The sequence below is a fragment of the Moorena sp. SIO3E8 genome, from assembly GCF_010692445.1.
Taxonomy (GTDB): Bacteria; Cyanobacteriota; Cyanobacteriia; order Cyanobacteriales; family Coleofasciculaceae; genus Moorena; species Moorena bouillonii.
The window spans coordinates 1-24,610 of sequence record NZ_JAAHHM010000071.1; the positions used below are offsets into that span (position 1 = coordinate 1).

Here is a 24,610-nt window from a genome sequence, read left to right on the forward strand (position 1 = left end):
CGCAATGTTGGGAATTAGTTGATAAGTTAATGCGTTTAAGTCGTCATAAGCTCGATAATTATTTACGAGGTATGAGAGCTATGAAGCTTATACAGTCTACTTTTTAGCTCTCATGTCGCCCCCCCAGATCATGACAGCATTTTTCATAACTATGAGGTAGACAGAATTTTTTCCCTACGGTGCGCTTGACCCGTAATTAAATTCGCCACGGGTCGCACCGCTGCCAACTCCCGATTCCCGATTCCCGACTCCCGACTCCCGACTCCCGACTCCTGATTCCCGCATTCTAAATTCTAAATTCTAAATTCTAAATTCCCTACTCCCTCGTTAACGCTTCACAAAGAACCTGATCATACTGTTTAGCAATCACTTCAGGAGTAAAATTCTCTAATAAATACTCACGACCAGCCTGACCTAGGGACTTAACTAACGGCTGATTAGCGGCCAGAGAGCGGATATAGTCAGCCAGACCTTGGCTGTCTCCATTCACGAAGCTGGCACCGCACTTAGCCTTAGCGATCAGCTCCGTTAAGTATGCCTCCCGAGAGCAAATCACCGCCACGGGAACCCCAGCCGCTAACGCAGAGTAGAGTTTGCTAGGAGCCACTAAGGTTTCCATACCAGGAATCACACTGACTAACGAGAGATCGCAAGCGGTTAAGGAGTAGGGCAGCACCTCTTTGTCTTGGTAGGGCAAAAACAGAAAGTTAGTTAAGCCTAAGCGCTTCACGTCCTCGATTAACGTCTCTCGCTTCGCGCCACTACCAATACAGACAAACTGAATCGGTTCGTCTTTTAGTAATTTAGCAGTCTCAAGAATGGTGTCGATATCATGGCAGCGCCCCATATTACCAGAGTAAAGCACCGTGAATTTATTAACTAAGTTGTGCTTTTGGGCAAACCAGTTATCTGGCTTGGCCAGTGGCACAATCACATCTGGGTTAGCCCAACTGTGAATCACTGCCACCTTGTTAGCCAATTTAGGACAGGTATCTATTACTCGTTGCTTCATGGCTGAACTGAGGACAATAATTGCCTCCGCTTTACGCCAAACCAGACGATTAAGACCTCTCCAAAATCGAGCTAAGGGATGATTGTGACCAATCACTCCTAATTCTACAGCAATGTCTGGATAAAAATCGTAAATTAGGCAAACATAGCGCATACCAAAAATCTTACGAGCCAGGTAGGCAACCACAGGGAAAAACGGTGGCGCAGTCGTTAATAACACCAAATTACGACGACGACAGTTTTTAACTAAGTGCAAGAACGCTCGCACAGCAAAAATTAAGCCATTCATAGCCTTACCACGAATGCGCTGAGGCCAAAGTTGAGAGGCACGCGATCGCTTAATTTGTACTTTTCCCAACTTCTCATACATTGGTGCAGTGGCAGTCTCAAAGGCATAGCCTGGTTGCCCAGTAAACACCTTAATATCCATACCTTGTTTGCCCAATTGCATCACCAACTCTTGAATAAGCTGGCCAGTAGCAGCATAGTCAGGAGGAAAAAACTGAGTTAGTACAGACAGCCGCAGAGACTGGTCACTAACTGTATTTGTTGGTAACCAGTCTTTAATTGGGTTTGATAGTTTTAGTTGTTTAATTAAAACCATAGGTCCACTGATAGTCTTTTCAATTGGTTAAAGTACTTTTGTTTTAGGGAATCGGGAATCGGGAATCGGGAATCGGGAATCGGGAATCGGGAGTGTGGAGAGGGGGCACGCGGAGATGGCGCGCGGAGTATGGGGAGATGGCCATCTGGCCATCTCCCCAGCCACGTTTACAATTCAGATGTAATAAGATCTGTAGCAATTCTCGTACTGATCAGGTACAAAGAATTTTTTCCCGACTCCCGCCTTCTCAGCGCTATTCCCTCCTTATTAAGACTCCTTCCTTCTCAGCGCTATTCCCCCCTTACTAAGGGGGGTTAGGGGGGATCCCCACTCCCTGCTCCCTGCTCCCTGCTCCCTGCTCCCTGCTCCCTACTCCCCACTTCCTACTCCCTCTTTCATTGAAGAGCCATGAACAGACTCCCATGCTCTCCAACTGACCAATCCCAGTAAAATTGTTGTACTACCAACAATTACCGGACTGCGAGGAAACTGAACACAGACTAGCGCTAAACTGCCAACCCATAAGGTCAGGGCGTAAATCAGTAATACCGTTAGTCGATGAGACAAACCTGCCTTTAATAAACGATGATGGAGATGCCGTTGATCCGCTTGGAAAGGTGAGCTACCATGATATAATCTCAGGATAATCACCGCAGACATATCTAAAAGGGGTACAGCCAAGACCACTAAGGGTAAGAGCACTGTGGTAGCTACGGCACTTTTCACCAATCCCATCACACTCAGGCTAGCGATAGTGAAACCGATGAAATAGGAGCCACCATCTCCCATAAAAATTTGGGCTGGATTGAAGTTATAGTACAAAAATCCTAATAAACTCCCCACTAATGCGGCACTAATTAGTGCTGCCTCAGTTTCCCCCATGAACAAACTGAGCAGGAAAATCATCACCCCAGCAATCCCAGCCACTCCTGAAGCCAAGCCATCCAGTCCATCAATCCAGTTTATGGCGTTGACAACCCCTGTCAGCCAAAAGACCGTCAGGGGTAAGCTCAGCCATCCTAAGTGGATTATTCCCACTCCTGGCAAACTAACAACGCTAATCCCCAGCCCCATTTCCCAAGCGACACTAGCCACTCCCGCTTGCAGTAACAAGCGCGTTAAGGGCGATAAACTCACCAAATCGTCGGTGACGCCAATCAAGAAAAAGCAGAAACTGCCGAGAACAACTGCCCAAACCTCTGAAGAAACGCCAGGGGGAAAATCAGCCAACCCTCCTAAACTCCATACTAAAAATAGAGCAAGTAAGGTGCCAGCAGCAATAGAAATTCCCCCTAAACGCACCATCGGTTGTCGATGCACTTTACGCTCGGCTGGTAAATCTGTGTACTGATACTTGATGGCAGCCGCTTTAACTATCGGAATAGTATTGAAAACAATTAAAGCGGCAACAATGAAGGCAATTACATAATATCCAGAGGAAACCATGGTGCAATGGCGTAAAAATTACCAGCTCTCAGAACTAAAATTTATCAAGCGATTGGTTAGATGGAATTCTCCAATCCTTGTATCAAATCACCTGCTTCCTGTAGTAAATTGGGCAAGTCATTACAACCAGTAGCAACACAACTATCGATTTCTTGGGCGAGCTGTGCAGCAGCAGACTGGGATGGCTGTGAGTTATTTGAAGAACCCCCAAAACGGCCTCTGACCAAACCATTAATACGGTTGTTGCCGCTGCCGCCAAAAATAGGATTAGGACGGGTGTTAGTAACATTCCCGGTAAATCGCTGGATGACGTTCGGGGTAATAGCCCCCCTGAAAATTGCTGCTACTGCCCCTGTACCGTCTGACTGGTTAGTCTGCTGAGCACCAGCAGGTAAAACTGGAGTTAATCCCACTGTCAAAGCGGTGATTGCCACAATACTGGCAGTTTTACTTTTAACTGAAGGCATAAGTTTCATGATTTACCTCTATGAATTTACCTCGGTGTAACCTGTTAGCTGGGTGCATCTCATATTTGAAAATTTTGCCTAGGGTGCGTTAGGGGGGCTTGCCCTCATTTTTCGCCTAGCCAGCGTTAGGTTGCTGCCCGTAACGCACCACCGGGCCAAACAGCAAACATGAGATGCAGCCTATTAGCTTGCCTGAAAGGCAGTTGAGACCTAAACCAGAATCTTAGAAAATCAGATCCAGCAGAGAGATAACATCTCCCACTGAGCCACCAACACCCATCACAAAACGGGCTCCGTCCCCTGCACCAGTAATATCTCTTAGGGCGGGAGTAATTACGATAGGGATATTTTTAAACGGGGCGATGGATGCACCGATGGCTAAATCTTGTCCCGTCCACTCCGTAATTACACTTAGCCACGGGAGCACTCCCACACCTACACTACCAAAGACACCAATACCCTTTTCTTGATTAAATACTTTTTCTTCACTACGAAACCGACCTGTACCAGCTCCGACCGTGACGACTGCCAAACCAAAAGGGTCACGAGGGTTAGGTCTGAGGGGAAGCACCTTGGTCACTGCGCCATAGTAGGTATCCTGGAAATCAACTGCTCCGTCTCTTCCTACTTCAAGGAGTCCTTCTCCTCCTACACCAACACCCCATCCCTGACCAAGTTGAGTATGCAGCTTGGCATTGACACTTCCACTCCCAAAAGCTCGGCTACCACCAAAACTAGTCATAGTATAAGAAACTTGTAAGCCGATTGAGTCCGTGGCGTCCCCAACACCAAAGCCAAATGCTAAAGTTCCATCCATACCACCTCCGATCAAACCACCCTCACCACCGCTAAAGCGGGTGCGAGATTGAAAACCAGCACCAACATAGCCTTGGAAGTTGTCAGCCCCAAATCCAGAGGGATTGGCAATGCTAAATCCTGGATAAACTGTACGAGGCTTACGTGACTCAGTGGCTAATCGGTATAACTCTAGTTTTTGTCTATACTCACGGAGTTTCTCTTGAATGTCTGGCGGAATTGGGGAAGCATTTGGAGATTCAGAGGCGTTAGTAGCGTCACTGGCGTCACTAGCGTCATTAGGTTGAGACACTTGAGAAACTAGTGTGCTTGATAGTGATCGTCTGCTTTTTCTCAAGCCCCCTAAATCCCCCAACTTTGGGGGACTTTCAGAGTTTTGTTCCCCCCAGAATTGGGGGGCTAGGGGGGCGGAATCATACCCAGAATCAGCAACGCCAGAAAAACCGCTTGCGGTAGAGATTAATCTTCCTTGAGTTATACCAGTTTCAGTGGTGACCTTAGCAACCGAGTTAACTGGATAATTAACTGGATAGTTAACCTGATTACCAGCAACTAGTCCAGCTCCCAAGACTGGAGTACCTACCTTAGAGATGGCACCAAGGTGGTTAACTCCTTCTGGACTAGTTTTAATCTCACGGTCAGTAGTACTGAGCCCCACAGGAGTTGTTCCCAGCAGTACCTTTACAGAGGGACTCTTAACAGTAGGATTAACAGTAGAAACAGAGGTTCCTAAATCCTTGTACTTAGAGTATGAATTAAAGGCAGCGCGGTCTTGGGGGTTCCCCCCATCAGGGACTGCCGCAGTTGCTGAAGCTTGACCCCCGATAAACCAAGGAGTTAACACCGCAAAACTATAGGTTGCAAGTTTGGAAATGTGAATCATGCCTTAAGCTGACTCTGAATTTTAGTGTCAGTCCGTAACGTTTAAATAATATAGGTGTGGTATAGCGTACTCCCAGAAAAAAGATGCAGGAATTAACCTAAGATGCACTCAAAACTTGTTAATAGAACGGAGCCGATTAGTTAGTGACTACAAGAGGATAGTTTCTCCTCCTAGCTGATCAATAATCAACTCGATTTAGTTCTCGGATCACTTCTACTAACATTGAAATTAACATCAGGATTTATTTAAAAAACTTTTTCCAATTTATTTGACTTATTTCATTGATTAAAAAGTAGCAGTTTTTAAATTATGCATCTAATCGTTATATTTTTATGTAAAATTTTATAGTTTTTTAGGGATAAAAATGGATAGTGCAGAGGCTGTAAACTATGTAACACAAACTTTAAAATACCTGATAAGTAAGGAAAAAACTATATAGCGTTTATCGTAGCTATGAGGTACAGATTATTTTTACCTCTTCCCTATTATATCTTTGCTATTTCCTGCTCCCTGCTCCCTGCTCCCTGCTCCCTAAAACCCAGAGATTTGTACCTCATGGGTATAAGACTTGCTATATTTATTTCAACGCTATCAAATAAAAAAAAGGAACAGGGAGCAGGGAGAAAATCCAGTGTATCTCACTTGTCATCAAAATTGCTATATTTATTTGAACGCTATCAAATAAAAAAAAGGGAGTAGGTAGCTAAGGCCGTGAGCCACGCTTACTCGCAGAGCCAGACCCTGTGCGAACGGGAAGGGAGTAGGGAGCAGCAATGCATGGCTGCATGCCTGAATTTTCCTTTAAAAAGATCAGCAATTTCGGTCACTCGTGATCAGAACTGCTATATTCTCTTAGCTGATTAAAATTAGCTCCCTTGGGTTATCGTCTCCTTTCTACTAACCTTAAGGATAACCTCAGGATTTATTGAAATTAAGGGAGCAGTTAAAAATGAAGTTAATATGAAGTTTTAAATTCACGATTACCTTCACATTTTTTATTCACATTTCCAATGATAAATCCAAGAGAAATGATACCTTTAAATTTTCGAAAGGTAACAGCGGATCTGGGAACTTCCGAGTGTGGGGAGATGGAGAGATGGGGAGATGGGGAGATGCACCTTTTCCTACTCCCTACTCCCTACTCCCTACTCCCTACTCCCTACTCCCTGTTCCCTACTCCAAAAGAATTCTGTAGGGAATAATCCTGATAATTACCCTAAGAACAGTATTAAGGATAGAGGTCAATTAAGTTAGTTTCCTGCTCCCTACTCCCTACTCCCTACTCCCTAAAACCCAGAACTTAGAAAAACTTTACTGAGAAAATTTTAAACGTGCTTAGTCCAAAAATTGGAGTTTCTTGAAGTCCATCAAATTATCCTATGTTTAAAGCCTTAGTACTGATTCCGATGTCAGCCGCCGCTAGCTATTGTATAGGGTATGGGCTGAGTAATAATTGGAATTACAACGAGCATCCTATTCTCCAACTGATTTCTACTGATCAATCAAGATTGAATCTTGGAAATCTCGGCAATCTTGAAAATCTCGGCAATCTCGAAAATCTCGGCAATCTCGGCAATCTCGGAAAAAAGGATACCAATCCCCAAGAGTCACAAACCATTAGTAAACCACAACGGTTTCCTAAGGGAAAGTTTTCCCTGACCCCATCTCAGTTAGACCGAGGTAAGTCATCGTCAACCTCACTAGCTATTCCCGGAAAAACCGTTAGCCCAAAAACCGTTGCAACCATTAAACCACCCCCCCTGCCTCCACCCCTTCCTAGGGTAACGGCTAGTCCGGCAGATATAGTACTACCGATTAAAATCCTACCGAGCAAAAAACTACCGATTGAGCGAATTGTGGCTCGTTCCGTTGGCAGTGATTTGATCAAAATGCCATGGGAAACCGTGGAGCCACCTCCAGTAAAGGTACCCAAAAAACCGCCAGCTGAGAGGATTGCCACCATCCCTAAGGTGAAAAAACTAAGCAAATCAAAGGTGGTAGCAAAGGCCAAAACTACCAATCGACCTGTGATGAAATTAACCTTTAGCTCAGACCTGAGGTTAGTTAATGGTTCATTTTTCGAAATTTCTAATCAACCACAGGATTATCCCGAGCTAATCGTTGCCGATGCCAACTTAGCTGCTCCTGGGAAGTTAGCTATGCTTACCTTCAGGGAATCACTGCCTAATGGTGAACAGGCCAGGGACATTGTACTTGCTTCGGCTATTGCTGAATCGACCATTGCTGAATTGGCTATTGCTCAATCGACACCAACACCGTCCCCAGGTCAGTCTTCTGAAGGTCAGTCCACAGAGATCCAACCTCTGCCCACCTTTGAGCAACCCACCCAGCCCCTACCATCCCCCCCAGGTCAGTCCACAGACATGGTGCCTCTGCCGACCTTTGAGCAACCTATCGAAACAATACCATTCCCCAGTCTTCCTGACCTTACCACTCCTGCACCTCCTGTAGAGTCATTTAGCCCTGTGATCGACCAGACCTATACCCTTGGTGCAGGGGATGTGATTCTAATTACTATTTTCAGGGTGCCCGAGTTTAGTGGCGAACAACAGGTTGGTGTGGATGGCTCTATCAAGTTGCCCTTAGTCGGGAAACTGAGCGTTGACGGCATGACCTTAGAAGAAGCCGAAATCGCGATCGCAACTCAATATCAATCGGAATTGCGCTCTCCTGCCATCACGGTTAGTTTACTACAACCCCGCCCGTTACAAATCGCTATTTCTGGGGAAATTAAACAACCAGGCTCCTACGTTTTACCTTTAATCAATAATGCTCAGTTTCCCAGTCTCGCTCAAGCGGTGCAGCTTGCTGGAGGTATGACCCAATCGGCGGATTTAGAGCGAGTCGAAATTCGGCGTACTCAACCTTCTGGTATCACCGACACTATTACCGTCAATCTCTCACAACTGCTGCAAGCAGGTGATTTGAGTCAAAACCTGATTTTGCGGGATGGGGATGTAATTAAGATTCCCACCACCACTGAGGTGGACTTAGCCAAAACCGCTCAACTAGCAGCATCTAACCTAGCTAGCACTGAGGAAATATCTGATGTTGCTGTGGTAGGGGAAGTATTTCGACCAGGCGCTTACCGCCTAAAAGGAGGACAAAACGGCACTAGTCGCCCGACAGTTAGTCAAGCGATTCAAACCGCCGGAGGCATTAAACCCTCAGCTAACGTGCGGGAAATTCAAGTGCGTCGCCCCACTCGCGATGGCACAGAACAGCTGATTAACATTAACCTCTGGAAATTATTACAAGATGGCGACCTCAGTCAAGATTTGGCCTTGCAAAAGGGAGACACAGTGATTATTCCTACTGCCACAGAAATTACCGCCGTAGAAGCTGCTCAAATTGCCTCGACTAACCTTTCTCCAGATGTAATTCGGGTCAATGTTGCTGGAGAAGTGAAACAACCAGGAACAGTCGAAATGCCATCTAATACCACTCTTAATGAAGCTTTGCTTTCTGTGGGTGGATTTAATGAGCGAGCAGAAAAAATTGTGGAGCTAATTCGTTTTAATCCTGATGGTAGCCTAACGCGAAGGGAAATCGAAGTCAATTTTAAACAAGGAATTGATCCCCAAACTAACCCTCTGCTATCCCAGAACGATATTATCATTGCTGGTCGCTCCAGTTATACCAAAATTACTGATACCATATCTAACATTTTAGACCCAATTTTAAAAATATTGAATCCTTTACGTTCATTGTTTTAACTTAGATCTTTATATATATAATTACCTAAAAAAAATATTTATTATTAATCCTGAATCATGACTGCTGAATTATAAATTTTAGAGCTTTTAATTGAAGGTGCCATATCTCTGTATAACCGGTACCAACCAACTCTTGTGTAGTCAACTGTTCTAGCATCCCCTTGATTAAATTGGAAGCGAAACTCAATGGTTCATAACTTTTCTCCCTCTCCTCCCTCAGTTACGAGTAGTAACGGTAGCTTTCCCCCTTTACCTCAAGGGTCACCGTGGTTAGAATCAGAAGACAGTGAGTGGGATTTGGGCCGTTGGTTTGCGGTGGCGCGACGGCGAGGAGTAGTCATTGTAGGGGTAACAGTGACAGGGATATCCTTCGTCATCCCGAGAAGTTTAAATGAAGAGCCAAGTTACCAAAGCAAATTTCGGATTTTAGTAGAGCCTGTTAATGCTGAAAATGACTTAGGCAATTTAACGCCTGGTTTAGGGAACCAAAACATTAAATCTAGTTTAGACTACCAAACCCAAATTCAAGTCCTGCGTAGTCCTGAGCTAATGGAAGTAGTGCTCGCAGAAGTACAAAAAACCTATCCCGAAATTAGTTATAATTCCCTAATTGGCAATTTAAAAATTACTCGCTTAGGGAAAACTAAGATCTTGGAAATCAGCTACCAGGGAAACGATCCGGATCTGATCCTCACTATTTTAGAGCAATTAGCCAAAGTCTACCTGAACTACTCCCTGAACGAGCGCCAGACTAACTTACGCCAAGGGATTCAATTCATTGAAAACCAGTTACCATCTTTACAAGCCAGGGTAAATGAACTGCAAAACCAATTACAAGCCTTTCGAGAGCGATATCAGTTTACTAACCCAGACAGCCAAGCTGAACTAATCGCTTCTCAAATTACCGCCTTGAAGCAGGAAAACTTAGCCCTTGAACAACAATTAGTTCAAACCCGCTTCTATGTTGGTTCTCTACAAGAAGAAACTGGAGCTCTGGCGGCTCTTAGTGACGCTCCACTATATCAGCAAATCATTGGTCAGTTAAGAGAGGTGGAAACCCAAATCGCTGGGGAATTAACTCGCTTCCAACCACAAAGCACGGCGATTCGACTTCTCCAAAATCAACGGCAGAACCTCCTTCCGATTCTAGAGCAAGAAGCAGAGCGAATTTTAGGCTCCAAGTTAGCAGAAGGTGTAACTGAGGTGCAAAGGCTTGAAACCCAACGTCAAAGCTTATTAGTTGCCCAACAACAGCTAGAACAACAGGCTCAACAAATGCCTGCCTTAGCCAGACAATACACCGACTTACAGCTAGAAATACAAATTGCTACTGAGGGGTTAAACCGTTTTCGGGCTACCTGGGAAACGTTGCAAATCGAAGCCGCCCAAACCGAGATTCCTTGGGAAGTAATTGAAGCCCCAGTTCGGCCAGTGGCTCCCATCTCTCCTAATATTCAACGTAGTATAACCTTGGGAGCTGTAGCTAGTATTGCTGTAGGCATTGGTGTGGCTTTGATTTTGGAAAAATTAGATAACGTTTATCACACTGCCCTGGAACTAAAACAGCAAACCAAACTCCACTTGTTAGGGAATATCCCCATTAATAAACAAATAGCAGCAACGCCAAGTAATAACTCCCTAGCCAAAGTAGGAGGTTTATTGTCTAAACCTTTTACGTGGCTAATACCAGCTTTGAAGCAAAAATCAACGCCTTACATCTATTATGGGGACTCCCAATCCTCACACTTTTTGGAAGCCCTACGAGTACTCTATACCAATATTCAATTACTGAGTTCAGACCGCCCAATCCATTCTGTGGCCATCAGTTCATCTACACCTGGGGATGGTAAGTCAACCATTTCGCTTTTCCTGGCTCAAACAGCGGCAGCCATGGGAAAAAAGGTGTTACTAGTGGATGCGGATATGCGTAAACCCCAAGTTCATACCAGATTGCAATTACCCAACGAGTTGGGATTAAGTAATTTAATTGCTCAAACCCGATCCCCTGAACAGGTAATTAACGACGAGTTACCTATACCTGGCTTATCAGTCCTCACCGCAGGCAAAATTCCTCCAGACCCTACCAAACTACTCTCTTCCGAGAAAATGAAAGGATTGATCAAATATTTCGAGGATATATTCGACCTGGTGATTTATGATACTCCCCCAGTTTTGGGATTAGCAGATACTACCTTGCTTACTCCTAGCACCGATGGATTGATTCTGGTAACTCGCATTGAAAAAACAGACCGCTCTGCTCTGACCCAAGCTCTTGATAATCTTAAACTGTCTCGAGTTAACGTTTTAGGGATTGTTGCTAATGGTGTTCAAGGTGACGCTAATAGCCCTTACAGTTACTACAAATATGGTTACGGAAACAATCACAAAGAACAGGATTGGGAGGAGGAAGAGAAAGTTCCATCGACATTGTCCAAGTAAAAGGGAATAGGGAATAGGGAATAGGGAGTAGGGAGTAGGGAGTAGGGAGTAGGGAGTAGGGAGTAGGGAGTAGGGAGTAGGGAGTAGGGAGTAGGGAGTAGGGAGCAGGGAGCATTTCAGGTAAGTTATTGATTATTAAAAATTAAGAATTTAAGTTTATATTTTTTGGATTAAATTAAACTTAAAATCATCATAAATAAAGGGTTATGCTTGATAAGCAATTTTATAAAAATTATAGTTAATATATAGCGGTTTTAATTAAAGCTCTTGCCAAAGTATTTTCCTGATACTATTTTTGTTAATTTTTGTCCACTGCTCCCTGTTCCCTGTTCCCTGTTCCCTGTTCCCTGTTCCCTGTTCCCTGTTCCCTACTCCCTACTCCCTGTTCCCTACTCCCTACTCCCTACTCCCTACTCCCTACTCCCTACTCCCTAAAAAAAAATCTACCTCACCTATTTTAAACATGCTATATGACCCACCTATTGCTACTAAAATTGCCACCATCAACCATTGCTTATGCTGGGGTAATCCTAGAATTATCAACGAGGGAATTGACCAAACTCAGTTAGTCCTTGATGATGGTGACAATGAACGTCCAGACTTTTCCTTTCTAGTCCTTGGGGATACGGATTCAGATACGAAATATGGAGAGAAGCTGCAAGCACAAATTGCTCAACAATTAGGTGAGCACATCGATACTTGTCGCTTTACCTTACACACAGGGGATCTGGTTTATCCCTTTGGGTCGGGTGAGTTTTATCTGGAGAAATTTTTGAAATTCTACCGAGAGGTTTTCGGTATTAGGAGTCCTGTCAAGAAAACTGACACTACTCGACTAGTTTTTAATCATCCGATTTTCCCTGTACCAGGAAATCATGATTACTATGACCTGACGTTTCTGCCCAGATTATTTGCTCAGTTAAGTTTACCTCTACGCCGTTGGTTAAAATCTAAGTTAGGGTTGACCCTAGGTTGGGATAGTTCTTACCAAGGCAAAGCCTATGCTCACGCTTTTCTTGATTGCTTGAGTCAGCCTCACAAGCGCCGTAATTTAGCTGAGTACCTCAACCAAAACTATACGGCCAAGACCAAAACGGGAAGATGCCTGCGCTACCAACCTGGTCACTTTACCCGCCTACCCAATCGCTACTATACCTTTAGATATGGCGGCATTGACTTTTTTGCCCTTGATTCCAATACCTTTTGTAGTTCTGACTCTTCGTCTAAACCTAAGGCTGGTTCTGACCGAGAGCAACTAGACTGGTTAAAGCAACGGTTAATTGATTCTTGGCATGATCCTCAGGTAAGGGGACGAGTGATCTATCTTCATCACTCTCCTTATTCAACGGAAACAAGTCGATGGGAGCAGCCAGATGCGATCGCAGTTCGTGGCCATTTACGCCAAGTATTAGATCAGGTCGCTGCTGCTATTGGTTCCCTACCCGAAAAACGCCCACTGGTAGATTTAATCTTAAGTGGACACGCCCATTGCTTTGAGCATTTGCGTACCTTTGATACTAAACATGCTGACTCCCATTTAAATTGGCTGGTCTGTGGCGGAAGTGGTGCTAGTTTGCGGCATCAGCGCAAAGATGGGGTTGAAGTGATGGAAATTAGTGGGGGAGGTTATGTTCAAATGGTGGCGCGATCGCTTTTATTTATCGGGCGCAAAGGTAAAGGTAGAACAGCCCGCTCTCCTCATACGTTCCTACGGATTGATGTACATAACGGTGTGCCCCCTAAGTTTGTAATTCGGCCATTTATAGTTGAGAAACTCAAGAATAAGTGGAGTAGTAGTGCTATCAAACCCTTTGTGATCCAGAATCTGTAAACACTATGGAATTGAGAACTGCTATATTATAATGCGTTGATAGTCATAGGCCATAACAACAAATGAGTAAACTGCGCAACATACTAATGGGTGCTGGTATAGCAGCAGTCGGTGCGGTCGGAACTAAAATGGCTGTGGATTATTTCCGCAACCGTGATCAAGAAGAAGAGAGGGACGAAAGTGAAGGTGACGCAGAAGCTACCTCTCCCCAAGAAGTTGCCTACGCTATCGTACAAGACAGTTCTGTGCAAAACTTCTTGGATGTTAGCTTTGGAGCTCCTGGTCGTTATGTCCCCACTCGTGCGCCTAAAGTATTCGACTATCAAGACCAACAATATATGGTCATTTGGGCTTACGACAATCAGAAAGAAAAAAACCAAATGTTGGCATTCATCTATACCGATGAGGGTCGTAAGATGGTAGCTAGCGTAGGATATACTGCTGACGCAACGGATTACAATATCAATTTAGACAGCACACCTTTCGCTGTTGAAGTGAATGGGGAACAAATTACCTCCGGTCAAGATCAAACTGACGGAGCTGATGAAGTGGATTTTGTCCTAGCTGGTGCTTAAATCGGATTTTTGATTGGATAATCTCTGAATACTAAAAGCGATCGCTTATCTCCATAGATAAGCGATCGCTTTTATTTCAAGCTAAACTCTGATGATCTATAGCAATTGTCATCATGAGTGAGGTAAACAGGATGGGAGCATGTCACTTATGCAGCAACATTAGTACTAAGGTAATAGGTAATGGGTAATAGGTAATAGGTAATAGGTCTGAAGGGGAGCATGTCCTGGATGAATATTTGTACATTATCTATAGCCCCCTCATGGGTAATTGCTTGCTCTACTGGAAAATAGTACTAATGTTTAAGCATTGCAAGACCTGCTCCCAACAGGATTGTTTACCACTCCCTACTCCCTACTCCCTACTCCCTACTCCCTGCTCCCTAAAACCCAGAACGAAAGTACTGACCCAATTGAAAACTGCTGTAAGCTATAGAGTAAACCATTTCTATTGCTTCCGGTCTAATGAAGAAAACTAAACGACCGAGAGAACAAATTATTGCTGATCTCAGTATCAATTATGTGGAAAGATATGTATTATTATGTGGTTACTCCGTAGAACGAGTTGAGCTTGGGTATACCTATGGTTTTGACTTGATTATCTTTACCTATGATGCCAATGGTGAACTTGAAAATGGTAAAATTTACGTCAAGCTAAAAGCAACGGATTTTCTGAGTATGCTAGCCGCTGACCAAGAAACCATAGGCTTTCCCCTAGGACGCTCAGACATAGAGCCATGGTTAAAAGAACCAATGCCATGTATCCTGATTGTATACGATGCTCAGCTCGATCTAGCCTATTGGCTGTACTTGCAAGCCTACTTTGAAAACTGGCAAAACTTTGATCCATGGCAAATGGAAGAAACCATTACTGTTAATCTTCCTAAAAAGAATATTGTCAATCAAGATGCCATTAAAAAATTCGCTCGATATAAAAATGATGTGCTGCGCCAGTTACCGGGAGTGATTCGTCATCGTTCCTAGAAACGTTATTTTTACTAGAAACGTTATTTTTAAAGAGTTTAAGCATTAAGCTCTCAGCGGTCAGCGGTCAGCCGTCAGCAGTTAGCTTATGCGCTACGCGCATAAGCTCTCAAAGAAATGAAAATGCGATGCCCTTTCGGCCACGCTAAGCGAAGGCAAAAAAACCTCCCCTGGTAATTTCCCATAAAAGAATTAGGGAACCTTTTCAGGGGACGGTTAGTCAATATACATAGCAATCCCCTTCAAAAGTTGAATAGGATTGCTCTATCTATCTAGCGCCATTTTAATGGCTACCGGGTGCCATCGGATCTATTGCAGATGTTGTCCCATCAGGTGATTTATGCATAGAATTAAATTTTTGGCAATTGCTCCGCTTACTTTGCTCGGATTATCTGAAATAGCGCTTCAGTCTAGCTCAGTTGTGGCTAACACTTATTCCAATAACACCCTCCAGAGAGGTTCTCAGGAGCAGATAACTGTGCTAACCAGTAGCTCATCCTTAGCTAAATTCAATACTGAGTTGCTTGGACTAACCAATGCTGAACGGCGAAAAGCTGGCTTGCCACCATTACAGCTTTCTGCTGAGCTAAGTCAAGCCGCACAGCTACACGCTGAAGATATGGTGCGCAATGGTTTTTTCAGTCATACTGGTTCGGATGGTTCTAAAATAAGCGATCGCGCTAAAGCAGCAGGATATCTATATTCCTATGTTGGTGAAAACATTGCCGCAGGTTACTCGACTCCTGCTCAAACCATTAGGCAATGGATGGGAAGCACTGGTCATCGCCGTAATATACTCAAGCCTCAGTATCAAGAAATTGGCTTTGGTTATGTCAGCGATCCTTCCAGCCCCTATCGCCACTACTGGGTGCAGGTGTTTGGTTCACCACGTTAATACTCAGTAGGGAGTAGGGAGTAGGGAGTAGGGAGTAGGGAATCGGGAATCGGGAGTCGGGAGCGGTGCGACCCGTGGCGAATTTAATTCGCCTACGGAAAGCGCACCGAGGGAGTCGGGAGTCGGAATCACCCTAACCCCCGTTAATAACCGAGTTATATCATGTCAGGATAATTACCCTAAATAAAAATCTCCCGATTTTCCCATCTCCCCATCTCCCCACACCCCCCACAGTCCCTACACTCTCCCAGTGACTCTGGAGTTAGATGTAGGCCTCCATTCCCTCACAAGAACAAACCAAATTCCTATCCCCAAAGGCATTATCAATGCGCCCTGCCACAGGCCAAAACTTGTGTTCCCTTAACCAAGGTGCAGGGTATGCTGCTTCCTCACGGGTATAGGGATGAGTCCATTCACTGACCATCAAGGCTTCTGCTGTATGGGGAGCATTCTTGAGCTGATTGTCCCTTTGGTCTACCTGACCCGATTCAATCGCTTTAATTTCCTGGCGGATGGCAATCATCGCATCACAAAAACGGTCGAGTTCCTCCTTCGACTCACTTTCAGTAGGTTCCACCATCATTGTCCCCGCTACAGGCCAGGATACCGTTGGAGCATGGAAACCATAATCCATCAGGCGTTTGGCAATATCATCCACTTCGATGCCCGCAGACTTTTTAAGCGATCGCAAATCCACAATACACTCATGAGCTACTAATCCATTGTTCCCCTTGTACAGAACAGGATAGTAAGGGTCTAACCGCTTAGCCATGTAATTAGCATTAAGAATAGCCACTTTAGTCGCCTCAGTTAACCCCGCACTGCCCATCATGGCAATATACATCCAGGAAATCGGTAGAATGCTGGCACTTCCCCAGGGTGCAGCAGAAATTGCACCAATAGATAAGGTTGAAGGTTGAGACTTTAAGGTTTTGGGTAGGAATGGTACTAAGTGAGGCATCACCCCAATTGGTCCCATGCCAGGTCCACCCCCACCGTGGGGAATACAGAAGGTTTTGTGCAGGTTCAGGTGACACACATCTGCCCCAAAGTCCCCTGGACGGCACAATCCCACTTGGGCATTCATATTCGCCCCATCCATATAAACCTGTCCCCCATGGTTGTGGACAATGGCACAGATATCTTTAATCTCTTGTTCAAACACACCATGGGTAGAGGGATAAGTCACCATCAGAGCAGCTAGTTTTTGGCTATGGTGCTCGGCCTTCTTCCTCAAATCATCTAAATCAATGTTGCCCATCTGATCACAAGCAACAGCCACCACCTTTAAACCAGCCATTACCGCACTGGCGGGATTGGTACCATGGGCAGAAGTAGGAATTAAACAGATATTGCGATCGCTTTCTCCCCGGTTTTCATGGTACTTACAAATAGTGAGTAATCCTGCATATTCCCCTTGGGAACCAGCATTAGGTTGAAGAGAAATGCCAGCAAAGCCAGTAATTTCTGCTAACCATTCTTCCAGCTGCTGGAATAGAATTTGATATCCCTGAGTTTGGGAGACCGGAGCAAAGGGATGAATCTTGCCAAATTCCGGCCATGTCACTGGCATCATCTCAGCAGTGGCATTCAGCTTCATGGTACACGAGCCCAGAGGAATCATGGACGTGTTTAGAGCCAAATCCTTACTTTCCAGACGGTGCAAATAGCGTAGTAACTCCGTTTCTGAGTGATAGCGGTTGAATACTGGGTTGGTTAAGTAGGTACTATGGCGAGCAAACGGTTCATTAAAATCAGCTGCCACCTTACGTGTTACCTCAGCCGCCAACTCTTCCACAGTAAAGAGTAGGGATGCACTGCTTGGTTCCCCTAAACTTGCAAAAATTTCCCACAAGTCTACTAAATCCTTAGCCGTCGTTGTCTCATCCAGGGAAATCCCGATAGTAGTTGAATCAATAATACGTAGATTAATTTGACCTGCTTCAGCTGCTTCTATAATTCCTGACACAGAGCGATCGCTTAATTCTACGCGCAAGGTATCAAAAAACGGTTCTGAGCTAATACTGTAACCTAAGCGTTTCAGTCCCTCCGCTAGGATAACCGTTAATTGATGAATTCTCTCGGCAATACCTTTGATTCCCTCTCGCCCATGATAAACTGCATACATTGAAGCTATCACCGCCAAGAGCACTTGGGCAGTACAAATATTGCTCGTGGCTTTGTCACGACGGATATGTTGCTCACGGGTTTGCAGTGCCAAGCGCAGTGCTGCTTTACCATTAGCATCTTTTGATACACCAACGATACGTCCTGGTACTTGCCGTTTATAAGCTGCCCGAGTAGCAAAATAAGCTGCATGAGGTCCCCCATATCCTAGGGGAACACCGAAGCGCTGGGTGCAGCCTATGGCAATATCAGCCCCAAATTCTCCAGGGGGTGTAAGCAGGGCAAGGCTTAGAATGTCAGCTGCCACAGTTACTAAGGCTTTAGCACCATGAGCCTTATCAATAAATTCCCGATAATCGTATATGGTGCCATCCGTTGCTGGGTACTGAAGCAGAGCTCCAAAAATCTCTTGGTCAAATTCAAAGGTGCGGTGGTCACCAACAATCACCTCAATGCCCAAAGGTCTAGCCCTGGTTTGTACCACTGCGATAGTTTGGGGATGACAGGTTTGGGAAACAAAGAAGTGTTTGGCTTTGGTTTTACACAGACCATAGCTCATGCTCATAGCTTCCGCTGCTGCTGTTCCTTCATCCAGCAAGGAAGCATTAGCAATTTCCAGACCAGTCAAGTCTATAATCATAGTCTGGAAGTTGAGTAGTGCTTCGAGTCGTCCCTGAGCAATCTCTGCTTGGTAAGGGGTGTAAGCCGTGTACCAACCAGGATTTTCTAGGATATTCCGTTGAATTACAGGTGGGGTAATGCAGTCGTAATATCCCATGCCAATGAAAGACCGGAATACTTGATTCTTAGAGGCAATTTCTTTTAGCTGAGCCAGGGCAGCATACTCGCTTTGTGCCGCTGGTAACTGCAGAGGTTGATTAAGCCAAATAGCGGCGGGTACAGTTTGCTCAATCAGGCTATCTATAGTGGATATACCCAGGACCTTGAGCATTTGCTCGATTGCATCTGGATTTGGACCTATGTGTCGATTGACAAAAGCATCGGTAGATGGTAGGGTTTTTGATACGGAAACAGTAGGGTCAGATTTCAGCAACGACTGAGTATTTGCTCTATTTTTTTGATCCTGGATATCCAAATTCTGCATAGTAAACAAATTTGTGAATTAAGCAGCGAAGGTGGGGGTCACTTTTGAGGGCTGTGACCCCCTAAGTTGGTAAATCTATAGATACACAAAGCCCGGATGTATAACTAAAGCGATTTAGAACTAAAGTAATTTAGTTCTAAATATACACTATGAAAACCTAGCATATGACAAGCTAGACGTATTGCTAGATTGGTTCTAGATACACAACTTTATACACCTGGGTTCACTTATGACAACCCTATTTATCAGCTTTTTACGGAACCTTCGCAATAGCTGTATCTTTAGTTACTTGCTTTTAAAACCAATTTATAGTCTACTCTGCCTCGACTTTGGAACGGTACTCCTCAGCAGATAGTACACCCTCCAGTGGGTTATCAGGGTCATTCAGCCGCACTTTAATTAACCAGCCTTCACCATAGGGGTCTTCGGCAATCTTTTCAGGAGCCTCAATCATCTCCTCATTTCGTTCTACCACCGTACCCGATACCGGGGAATATAGATCCGAAACGGCCTTGACCGATTCAATGGTACCAAAGCTTTCGTCATTTTCTTTGTTACCCTTCTCGATGGTGTCGTCAATGTCTGGGAGTTCGAGAAGAACTAAGTCACCCAGTTGGTCAATGGCAAAGGCGGTAATACCAATAGTGGCAATTTCGCCATCAAGCCGCACATATTCGTGGCTATCAAGGTATTTCAGGTCATCAGGATATTCAAAGGCCATGTCAACTCCTAAATCAGCAGCAATGCTAATTATCCTTCCTCATTTGTCTTTCGTCCAGCCGCTCTTTGACCGTTGACCGCTGACCGTTGACAGGAAACGTTCAGAGGTAGTAACTGAGTAATGGTTGACTTCTAGCTACCTATATCTTTAAAATGCCACCAGTGAAATAGCACTACTAATTTGCACTTTATGATAGTCTTGCTTAGTGAAGGAATAAAAGGAAGAATTTTAAGCAAGCTTATCTAATGCTTTGCCCGTTTCTGCCACAAAGCACTCATAAATTAAAATCACAATACATCAGGCCAGATAGGAGCAACTCCTATCTGGCTATTCAGTATGCAAGCATTTCTAGAGTTTCACGTAAGTAACGACGCACTCGGCTATCAAGACTATAATCCTGAAATTGTTCACCTAAGGGATGTTCCATTTGCCAGCGTTGAAATCCTGAACTAGCGGCTATGGCTTGTTTAAGACTGTTCCAAACTTGAGTGTCGTGATGTAATTGTCCGGATTCGGATGTAACGAAGCTTGCCATATGCACACACGCGAAGATTTAATACAGATGAATCTAGTTGAGTAATGCTTAAGTGCTAAACTATTAAGCTTACCTGTACACTATCCTATCTGCTTTTTTAGGATTGTGCTTTTAGCGACATTGAATGGTTAAAATTTGGCAGGGTTAGGGTTAGAGGTTATCGGTTAACAGGTTAAAAGTTGCTTTGGATGGAACCTTGACAATTGCAAGCTTGCCACAGAGCAACTCGTATCAATAACCTTTAACCTTCAACCTTAAACAAAACAACCTACCCGGCAATGGATGCCTGGGTAAGAACACCCCTCAGGGCTACTTCAGGGAGAGAGTCCGTCGCTTGGTTACCATCTGATAGGTTTCAATGATATCTTTTTCTGCCCAGTCGTTGAATTTATCAACACCCATACCACATTCGTAGCCAGCATTGACTTCCTTGACATCATCCTTAACACGCTTGAGGGAATCCAAAACTCCTTCGTAGATAACTTTGCCACCACGCCGCACTCGTAAACGGCAATTGCGCACGGCTTTGCCTGAGAGTACATAGCAACCCGCAACGGCACCACGACCCACTGGGAAGACAGCTCGAACTTCTACTTCACCCAATGGTTCTTCTACCTCTTCTGGCTCTAACAGACCTTCCATAGCACCTTGAACATCATCCAGGAGTTTGTAGATGATGTTGTATTCCCGCACATCTACCCCTTCCTGTTCAGCTGCTGGTCGAGCACCAGGAGCTAAGGTAGTGTTAAAGCCAACAATAACTGCACCACTAGCAGCCGCTAAGTCCACATCCGTTTCGGTGACTTCCCCAGGGGCAGCCAGTAGAACTCGAATTTGCACTTCATTTTGGGGCAGCTGTTCGAGGGATCCCAGAATAGCTTCCACCGAGCCTTGAACGTCTGCCTTCAAAATCAAGTTGAGTTCTTTGAGTTCACCTTCTTGAGCCTGGGCTGATAATTCAGTGAGGGTAACTCGCCGTGATTTCATGCGAGTTTGCAGGCGAGATTGACGTTGCTGTTGAGCTCTTTCACCAGCAACTGCCCGGGCTTCTTTTTCACTCTCAAAGACTTCAAACTCATCACCAGCAGCTGGAACATCACTCAAGCCAAGGACTTCCACAGCAAAGGAGGGACTAGCTTGTTCGACTCGCTGTCCTCGGTCATCAAGCATGGCTCTGACCTTACCGAAAACTGAACCAACAACCAAGCTATCACCGATCCGCAAAGTACCGTTTTGCACTAAGAAGGTGGCAACAGGACCTCTGGCTTTATCTAGGTGAGCTTCAATCACTGTACCTTTTGCTGGTCGATCCGGATTAGCAGAGAGTTCTTCTAGCTCTGAGACCAATAGAATCATTTCCAGCAGTGAATCCAAGTTTTCCCTTTGGATAGCACTCACTGGTACCATGATCGTTTCACCACCCCATTCTTCTGGGACCAAGCCCCGTTCTGATAATTCTTGCTTAACCCGATCAGGTTGAGCTCCAGCTTTATCAATTTTGTTAATAGCAACCACGAGTGGAACTTCAGCAGCTCTAGCATGACTAATGGCTTCAAGGGTCTGAGGTTGCACCCCATCATCAGCCGCTACTACTAGCACAGCGATATCAGTTACTTTTGTTCCCCTTGCCCGCATGGCTGTGAAGGCTTCGTGACCAGGGGTGTCTAAGAAGACAACCTGTTGAATTTTATCCTCATGCTCAACATCTACGTGGTATGCACCAATATGCTGGGTAATTCCACCGGCTTCTCCTTGAGCCACTTTTGCTTCACGAATGGCATCGAGTAGAGTCGTTTTACCGTGGTCAACATGACCCATAATTGTCACCACAGGTGGACGCCGCTCGAGGTTTTCCAGGTCTTGGACATCCAGCATTTCCACCTTAGTCGCAGCAGAGGCTTCTTCTTCCATCTCGACTTTTACCCCCACTTCCTCAGCTACCATTGTGGCGGTAGGAACATCCAAAGTTTGGGTAACACTCACAGCTATGCCTTTGAAGAAGAGCATTTTAACAATGTCAGTTTCTGCAATAGCCAGTTCATTAGCCAGGTCTCTAATGGTGAGTGAGTCTCTCAAAACAATTTGTTCTGGGCGTTTGGGCTGAGTTTTCTGTGTACGACGGCGATCGCGATGATCCGACTTGTTGCTACTACTGGTTTTAGAAGGCTTCTTCCTGTGGCTAACACTCGCAGTAGTTGGTTGGGTTTGCTGTTTTTGCAGAGACTTTGGTTTGGGAGGACGAGCCAGAGAAAGACTAACTGAAAATGAACCATCGATTTTGTTATCGTTTTGATCTGATCCTGTTTCGAGATCATCTTCATCATCCAGAATCATTTTAGGTCGCCGCTTGAGTTTGGCGGATTTACCCTTCTGGACTTTGTCTTCTTCTTCCCCATTTTCTGCCTGCCACTCTTTCTTCTTAGCAGGTCGGGGGACAGATGGTCGCCAGAGCTTGACCTCCTTGAGCATTTCCTCAGATTCATTGACTAAGGTGTTGGTGTCTTGATCAGATTCTGTCAGACCCGTTGAGTCAGCATCCATTGCTGCTACTTGAGAATTGTCCTTGTCAAGACCTGGCTTGGTTCTTTTTGGAGGTCGCTGGAGTTCAGGAATGGTCGGCCTTGGTGAACTAGAACGTTTTGGTGGTGATGTTTCCGAAGGGGTTGACTGCTTATTGATAACAGGGGATTTGTTAGGAGTTGGACTCTTTACTGACTTTGAAACCGAAGAACCCTTTTGGTTTGATTTGATCGGTCGCTCAACCTTAGAAGGCTGAGTTTTTGCTTGTGATAGTCTGACAGGCGGTCCAGTTAATTTTGGTTTTTCTGTAACCTTAGGTGAGGCAGTACTATCCTGTGACACCTTCTGGACTGGTTTAGCGGCTAGTTCGGGTTTAGCGGCTAGTTCGGGTTTAGCCTCTGGTTTGGGTTTAGCGGCTAGTTCGGGTTTAGCCTCTGGTTTGGGTTTAGCCGCTGGTTCGGGTTTAGCCTCTGGTTTGGGTTTAGCCGCTGGTTCAGATTTAGCCTCTGGTTTGGGTTTAGCCGCTGGTTCAGGTTTAGCGGCTAGTTCGGGTTTAGCGGCTAGTTCGGGTTTAGCGGCTAGTTCGGGTTTAGTATCCTGCTTAATCTTGGTGTCCTCTTCAGTGACCTGCTTAGGTCGATTGAGAGTGCTAGGCTGACGGGGGGGTATAGCAGTAGTCGGCTTGATGGGAGGTTGGGGTGGGATTGCCATTTGATTAGTTCTCTGGCTAGAAGTATTCCCAGAACTGCGTTTGTGCTTACGGAGCTCGACAATTTGCTGCTTCCGCTCCCCTTTGGGAGGTCGAATTAATTTACCAGAGCTTAACTTAGAACCTTTATTTGCCGATGACTCACCTTCTGTATTGCTTACAGCTGCTAGTTGGTCAGAATATTTTTCGGCTGTCGTGCGAATCCGTTGGGCATCCGATTCTGTAATCGTGCTACTGTGACTTTTAACTGCAATATTGAGTCCTTCACAGATGCTCAAAATTTCCTTGTTGTCCAAATTCAATTCCCGTGATAATTCGTAAATTCTGACTTTGCCGCTGTTCATGCACTATTCCCCTGTCGTACCTACGTGTTGTTAAACCATACTCAACTACTCGAATGACTTTTTACTTGATCAAGCTTTATTGGAAAGCTTAAACGATAAGATAAGCGATGCTCAACAGATAATCAACCATCCATGCTTTTTCGTTGGTGTGTTCACCTCAACGGTAGTTTGATAAGTTTATCTATTATCGCGTGCTTCTTTCCTGTGAAAAAAGCCAAGCAGCATTCTACATTGACGGTTCGGTTAAACCGCCTAATCAGCGCGTATGCCTTTAAAGGTAGCTAGCGTATAATCGAAGTAAATTCACCTCCCTTGTGAAACCAGAGCATCAATAGAACTAATGACTTCCTTTGTATCCTAACGATTACTTATGTTCACCGGACGAACATACATGGAAGCTTGTGCAGCTAGATTCACCCTTTAATTACCTAAATTGGGTTTGCTTGGCATGGTAGCTAAACGCTGCCATAAAGTGTCGTACAGATTTTTTGGCACCGATGCACGCAGTGATCGCCCCAGTCGGTTTTTCTTTTGAGCCGCCGCTAGGCAACTCAGTTGAGGACATAAGTAAGCTGAACGACCCATACCCTGATCTAATTGTACCTTTCGTGACGGATAGACTCGGACAATACGCCAAAACTCCTGTTTTGGTGCTACTTTCCGGCAGCTAAGACAACGTCGATAGTTGGGTTTCATAAGGGTTTTCAGTTTGGAAAATCTCAAAAGTCCTCCTTCTTTAAAGGGTACGGTAGATGGAGGCTTGTTGGGCGTTTGCGATTGGGCAAACGCCCTGTTTATCTGATTGAGTTACCCAATGAAACCAAAAATCAATGCCAGAGGCCGGTAAAACGGCGTTGCTGATTC

22 protein-coding genes are annotated in these 24,610 nt (G+C 44.9%); 10 read left to right on the top strand and 12 right to left on the bottom strand.

What is annotated here, in order from left to right:
- Window positions 1-316: 316 nt before the first annotated feature.
- The 5 genes from F6K46_RS24690 to F6K46_RS24710 all read right to left on the bottom strand — a co-directional run bounded on the left by F6K46_RS24690 (window position 317) and on the right by F6K46_RS24710 (window position 5,227).
- Window positions 317-1,615 carry a glycosyltransferase family 4 protein gene (locus F6K46_RS24690; protein ID WP_293054261.1) on the bottom strand — a complete coding sequence of 433 codons (1,299 nt, stop codon included), beginning with the start codon at window positions 1,613-1,615 and terminating at the stop codon, window positions 317-319.
- Between the two features lie 27 nt (window positions 1,616-1,642).
- Window positions 1,643-1,768 (bottom strand): hypothetical protein, encoded by a 126-nt coding sequence (locus tag F6K46_RS24695; protein WP_293054264.1) that lies wholly within the window; start codon window positions 1,766-1,768, stop codon window positions 1,643-1,645.
- 216 nt (window positions 1,769-1,984) lie between these two features.
- Window positions 1,985-3,061, bottom strand: a complete 1,077-nt coding sequence (locus F6K46_RS24700) for a glycosyltransferase family 4 protein (protein ID WP_293054267.1) — start codon at window positions 3,059-3,061, stop codon at window positions 1,985-1,987.
- A gap of 56 nt (window positions 3,062-3,117) precedes the next feature.
- The gene (locus tag F6K46_RS24705) at window positions 3,118-3,537 is read right to left on the bottom strand and encodes a hypothetical protein (RefSeq protein ID WP_293054270.1); all 420 of its coding nucleotides are present in this window, start codon (window positions 3,535-3,537) and stop codon (window positions 3,118-3,120) included.
- Window positions 3,538-3,751: 214 nt separating this feature from the next.
- Window positions 3,752-5,227, bottom strand: coding sequence for a hypothetical protein (locus tag F6K46_RS24710; protein ID WP_293054273.1), 1,476 nt, complete (start codon window positions 5,225-5,227; stop codon window positions 3,752-3,754).
- 453 nt (window positions 5,228-5,680) lie between these two features.
- Here F6K46_RS24710 and F6K46_RS24715 point away from each other — a divergent pair, with 453 nt between their 5' ends.
- From F6K46_RS24715 to F6K46_RS24730, 4 genes are all read left to right on the top strand, one after another.
- Complete coding sequence (locus tag F6K46_RS24715) at window positions 5,681-5,926, top strand: hypothetical protein (protein ID WP_293054276.1); 246 nt, start codon at window positions 5,681-5,683, stop codon at window positions 5,924-5,926.
- 405 nt (window positions 5,927-6,331) lie between these two features.
- Window positions 6,332-6,481: a hypothetical protein gene (locus F6K46_RS24720; RefSeq protein WP_293054279.1), complete on the top strand. Its 150-nt coding sequence runs from the start codon at window positions 6,332-6,334 to the stop codon at window positions 6,479-6,481.
- 125 nt (window positions 6,482-6,606) lie between these two features.
- Window positions 6,607-8,964, top strand: a complete 2,358-nt coding sequence (locus tag F6K46_RS24725) for an SLBB domain-containing protein (protein WP_293054282.1) — start codon at window positions 6,607-6,609, stop codon at window positions 8,962-8,964.
- Window positions 8,965-9,150: 186 nt separating this feature from the next.
- Window positions 9,151-11,403, top strand: a complete 2,253-nt coding sequence (locus F6K46_RS24730) for a polysaccharide biosynthesis tyrosine autokinase (RefSeq protein ID WP_293054285.1) — start codon at window positions 9,151-9,153, stop codon at window positions 11,401-11,403.
- Here F6K46_RS24730 and F6K46_RS24735 read toward each other — a convergent pair.
- Window positions 11,303-11,518 carry a hypothetical protein gene (locus F6K46_RS24735; RefSeq protein ID WP_293054288.1) on the bottom strand — a complete coding sequence of 72 codons (216 nt, stop codon included), beginning with the start codon at window positions 11,516-11,518 and terminating at the stop codon, window positions 11,303-11,305. The genes F6K46_RS24730 and F6K46_RS24735 overlap by 101 nt on opposite strands.
- A 152-nt stretch (window positions 11,519-11,670) precedes the next feature.
- Here F6K46_RS24735 and F6K46_RS24740 point away from each other — a divergent pair, with 152 nt between their 5' ends.
- From F6K46_RS24740 to F6K46_RS24765, 6 genes are all read left to right on the top strand, one after another.
- Window positions 11,671-11,838, top strand: a complete 168-nt coding sequence (locus F6K46_RS24740) for a hypothetical protein (protein WP_293054291.1) — start codon at window positions 11,671-11,673, stop codon at window positions 11,836-11,838.
- Entirely contained in the window at window positions 11,786-13,234 is a 1,449-nt protein-coding gene (locus F6K46_RS24745) for a metallophosphoesterase (protein WP_293054496.1), read from the top strand. The genes F6K46_RS24740 and F6K46_RS24745 overlap by 53 nt, the downstream gene beginning before the upstream one ends.
- 62 nt (window positions 13,235-13,296) lie before the next feature.
- A complete protein-coding gene (locus tag F6K46_RS24750) occupies window positions 13,297-13,809 on the top strand; it encodes a hypothetical protein (protein ID WP_075904765.1) in 513 nt (170 codons plus the stop codon).
- Between the two features lie 296 nt (window positions 13,810-14,105).
- Window positions 14,106-14,285 carry a hypothetical protein gene (locus F6K46_RS24755; RefSeq protein WP_293054295.1) on the top strand — a complete coding sequence of 60 codons (180 nt, stop codon included), beginning with the start codon at window positions 14,106-14,108 and terminating at the stop codon, window positions 14,283-14,285.
- Entirely contained in the window at window positions 14,272-14,790 is a 519-nt protein-coding gene (locus F6K46_RS24760) for a DUF4365 domain-containing protein (RefSeq protein WP_293054298.1), read from the top strand. Before F6K46_RS24755 ends, F6K46_RS24760 begins: the two co-directional genes overlap by 14 nt.
- A 358-nt stretch (window positions 14,791-15,148) precedes the next feature.
- Complete coding sequence (locus F6K46_RS24765) at window positions 15,149-15,685, top strand: CAP domain-containing protein (RefSeq protein ID WP_229424133.1); 537 nt, start codon at window positions 15,149-15,151, stop codon at window positions 15,683-15,685.
- Between the two features lie 3 nt (window positions 15,686-15,688).
- Here F6K46_RS24765 and F6K46_RS24770 read toward each other — a convergent pair whose 3' ends face one another.
- The 6 genes from F6K46_RS24770 to F6K46_RS24795 form a co-directional block, all read right to left on the bottom strand.
- The gene (locus F6K46_RS24770; protein ID WP_293054304.1) at window positions 15,689-15,817 is read right to left on the bottom strand and encodes a hypothetical protein; all 129 of its coding nucleotides are present in this window, start codon (window positions 15,815-15,817) and stop codon (window positions 15,689-15,691) included.
- 130 nt (window positions 15,818-15,947) lie between these two features.
- Window positions 15,948-18,917, bottom strand: coding sequence for an aminomethyl-transferring glycine dehydrogenase (gene gcvP, locus F6K46_RS24775; RefSeq protein ID WP_293054307.1), 2,970 nt, complete (start codon window positions 18,915-18,917; stop codon window positions 15,948-15,950).
- A gap of 313 nt (window positions 18,918-19,230) precedes the next feature.
- Window positions 19,231-19,638, bottom strand: coding sequence for a glycine cleavage system protein GcvH (gene gcvH / locus F6K46_RS24780; RefSeq protein ID WP_293054310.1), 408 nt, complete (start codon window positions 19,636-19,638; stop codon window positions 19,231-19,233).
- 331 nt (window positions 19,639-19,969) lie between these two features.
- Window positions 19,970-20,173, bottom strand: coding sequence for a hypothetical protein (locus F6K46_RS24785; RefSeq protein ID WP_075904771.1), 204 nt, complete (start codon window positions 20,171-20,173; stop codon window positions 19,970-19,972).
- Window positions 20,174-20,482: 309 nt separating this feature from the next.
- Window positions 20,483-23,746 carry a translation initiation factor IF-2 gene (gene infB / locus F6K46_RS24790; RefSeq protein WP_293054313.1) on the bottom strand — a complete coding sequence of 1,088 codons (3,264 nt, stop codon included), beginning with the start codon at window positions 23,744-23,746 and terminating at the stop codon, window positions 20,483-20,485.
- Between the two features lie 420 nt (window positions 23,747-24,166).
- Window positions 24,167-24,442, bottom strand: a complete 276-nt coding sequence (locus F6K46_RS24795) for a YlxR family protein (RefSeq protein WP_070395889.1) — start codon at window positions 24,440-24,442, stop codon at window positions 24,167-24,169.
- Window positions 24,443-24,610 lie beyond the last annotated feature (168 nt).

Coding starts and splice junctions, on each gene's coding strand:
- F6K46_RS24690 (WP_293054261.1), bottom strand. CDS start 1,615: ATGGTTTTAATTAAACAACTAAAACTATCAAACCCAATTAAAGACTGG.
- F6K46_RS24695 (WP_293054264.1), bottom strand. CDS start 1,768: ATGGCCAGATGGCCATCTCCCCATACTCCGCGCGCCATCTCCGCGTGC.
- F6K46_RS24700 (WP_293054267.1), bottom strand. CDS start 3,061: ATGGTTTCCTCTGGATATTATGTAATTGCCTTCATTGTTGCCGCTTTA.
- F6K46_RS24705 (WP_293054270.1), bottom strand. CDS start 3,537: ATGAAACTTATGCCTTCAGTTAAAAGTAAAACTGCCAGTATTGTGGCA.
- F6K46_RS24710 (WP_293054273.1), bottom strand. CDS start 5,227: ATGATTCACATTTCCAAACTTGCAACCTATAGTTTTGCGGTGTTAACT.
- F6K46_RS24715 (WP_293054276.1), top strand. CDS start 5,681: ATGAGGTACAGATTATTTTTACCTCTTCCCTATTATATCTTTGCTATT.
- F6K46_RS24720 (WP_293054279.1), top strand. CDS start 6,332: ATGGGGAGATGCACCTTTTCCTACTCCCTACTCCCTACTCCCTACTCC.
- F6K46_RS24725 (WP_293054282.1), top strand. CDS start 6,607: ATGTTTAAAGCCTTAGTACTGATTCCGATGTCAGCCGCCGCTAGCTAT.
- F6K46_RS24730 (WP_293054285.1), top strand. CDS start 9,151: ATGGTTCATAACTTTTCTCCCTCTCCTCCCTCAGTTACGAGTAGTAAC.
- F6K46_RS24735 (WP_293054288.1), bottom strand. CDS start 11,518: ATGCTCCCTGCTCCCTACTCCCTACTCCCTACTCCCTACTCCCTACTC.
- F6K46_RS24750 (WP_075904765.1), top strand. CDS start 13,297: ATGAGTAAACTGCGCAACATACTAATGGGTGCTGGTATAGCAGCAGTC.
- F6K46_RS24755 (WP_293054295.1), top strand. CDS start 14,106: ATGTTTAAGCATTGCAAGACCTGCTCCCAACAGGATTGTTTACCACTC.
- F6K46_RS24760 (WP_293054298.1), top strand. CDS start 14,272: ATGAAGAAAACTAAACGACCGAGAGAACAAATTATTGCTGATCTCAGT.
- gcvP (WP_293054307.1), bottom strand. CDS start 18,917: ATGCAGAATTTGGATATCCAGGATCAAAAAAATAGAGCAAATACTCAG.
- gcvH (WP_293054310.1), bottom strand. CDS start 19,638: ATGGCCTTTGAATATCCTGATGACCTGAAATACCTTGATAGCCACGAA.
- F6K46_RS24785 (WP_075904771.1), bottom strand. CDS start 20,173: ATGGCAAGCTTCGTTACATCCGAATCCGGACAATTACATCACGACACT.
- infB (WP_293054313.1), bottom strand. CDS start 23,746: ATGAACAGCGGCAAAGTCAGAATTTACGAATTATCACGGGAATTGAAT.
- F6K46_RS24795 (WP_070395889.1), bottom strand. CDS start 24,442: ATGAAACCCAACTATCGACGTTGTCTTAGCTGCCGGAAAGTAGCACCA.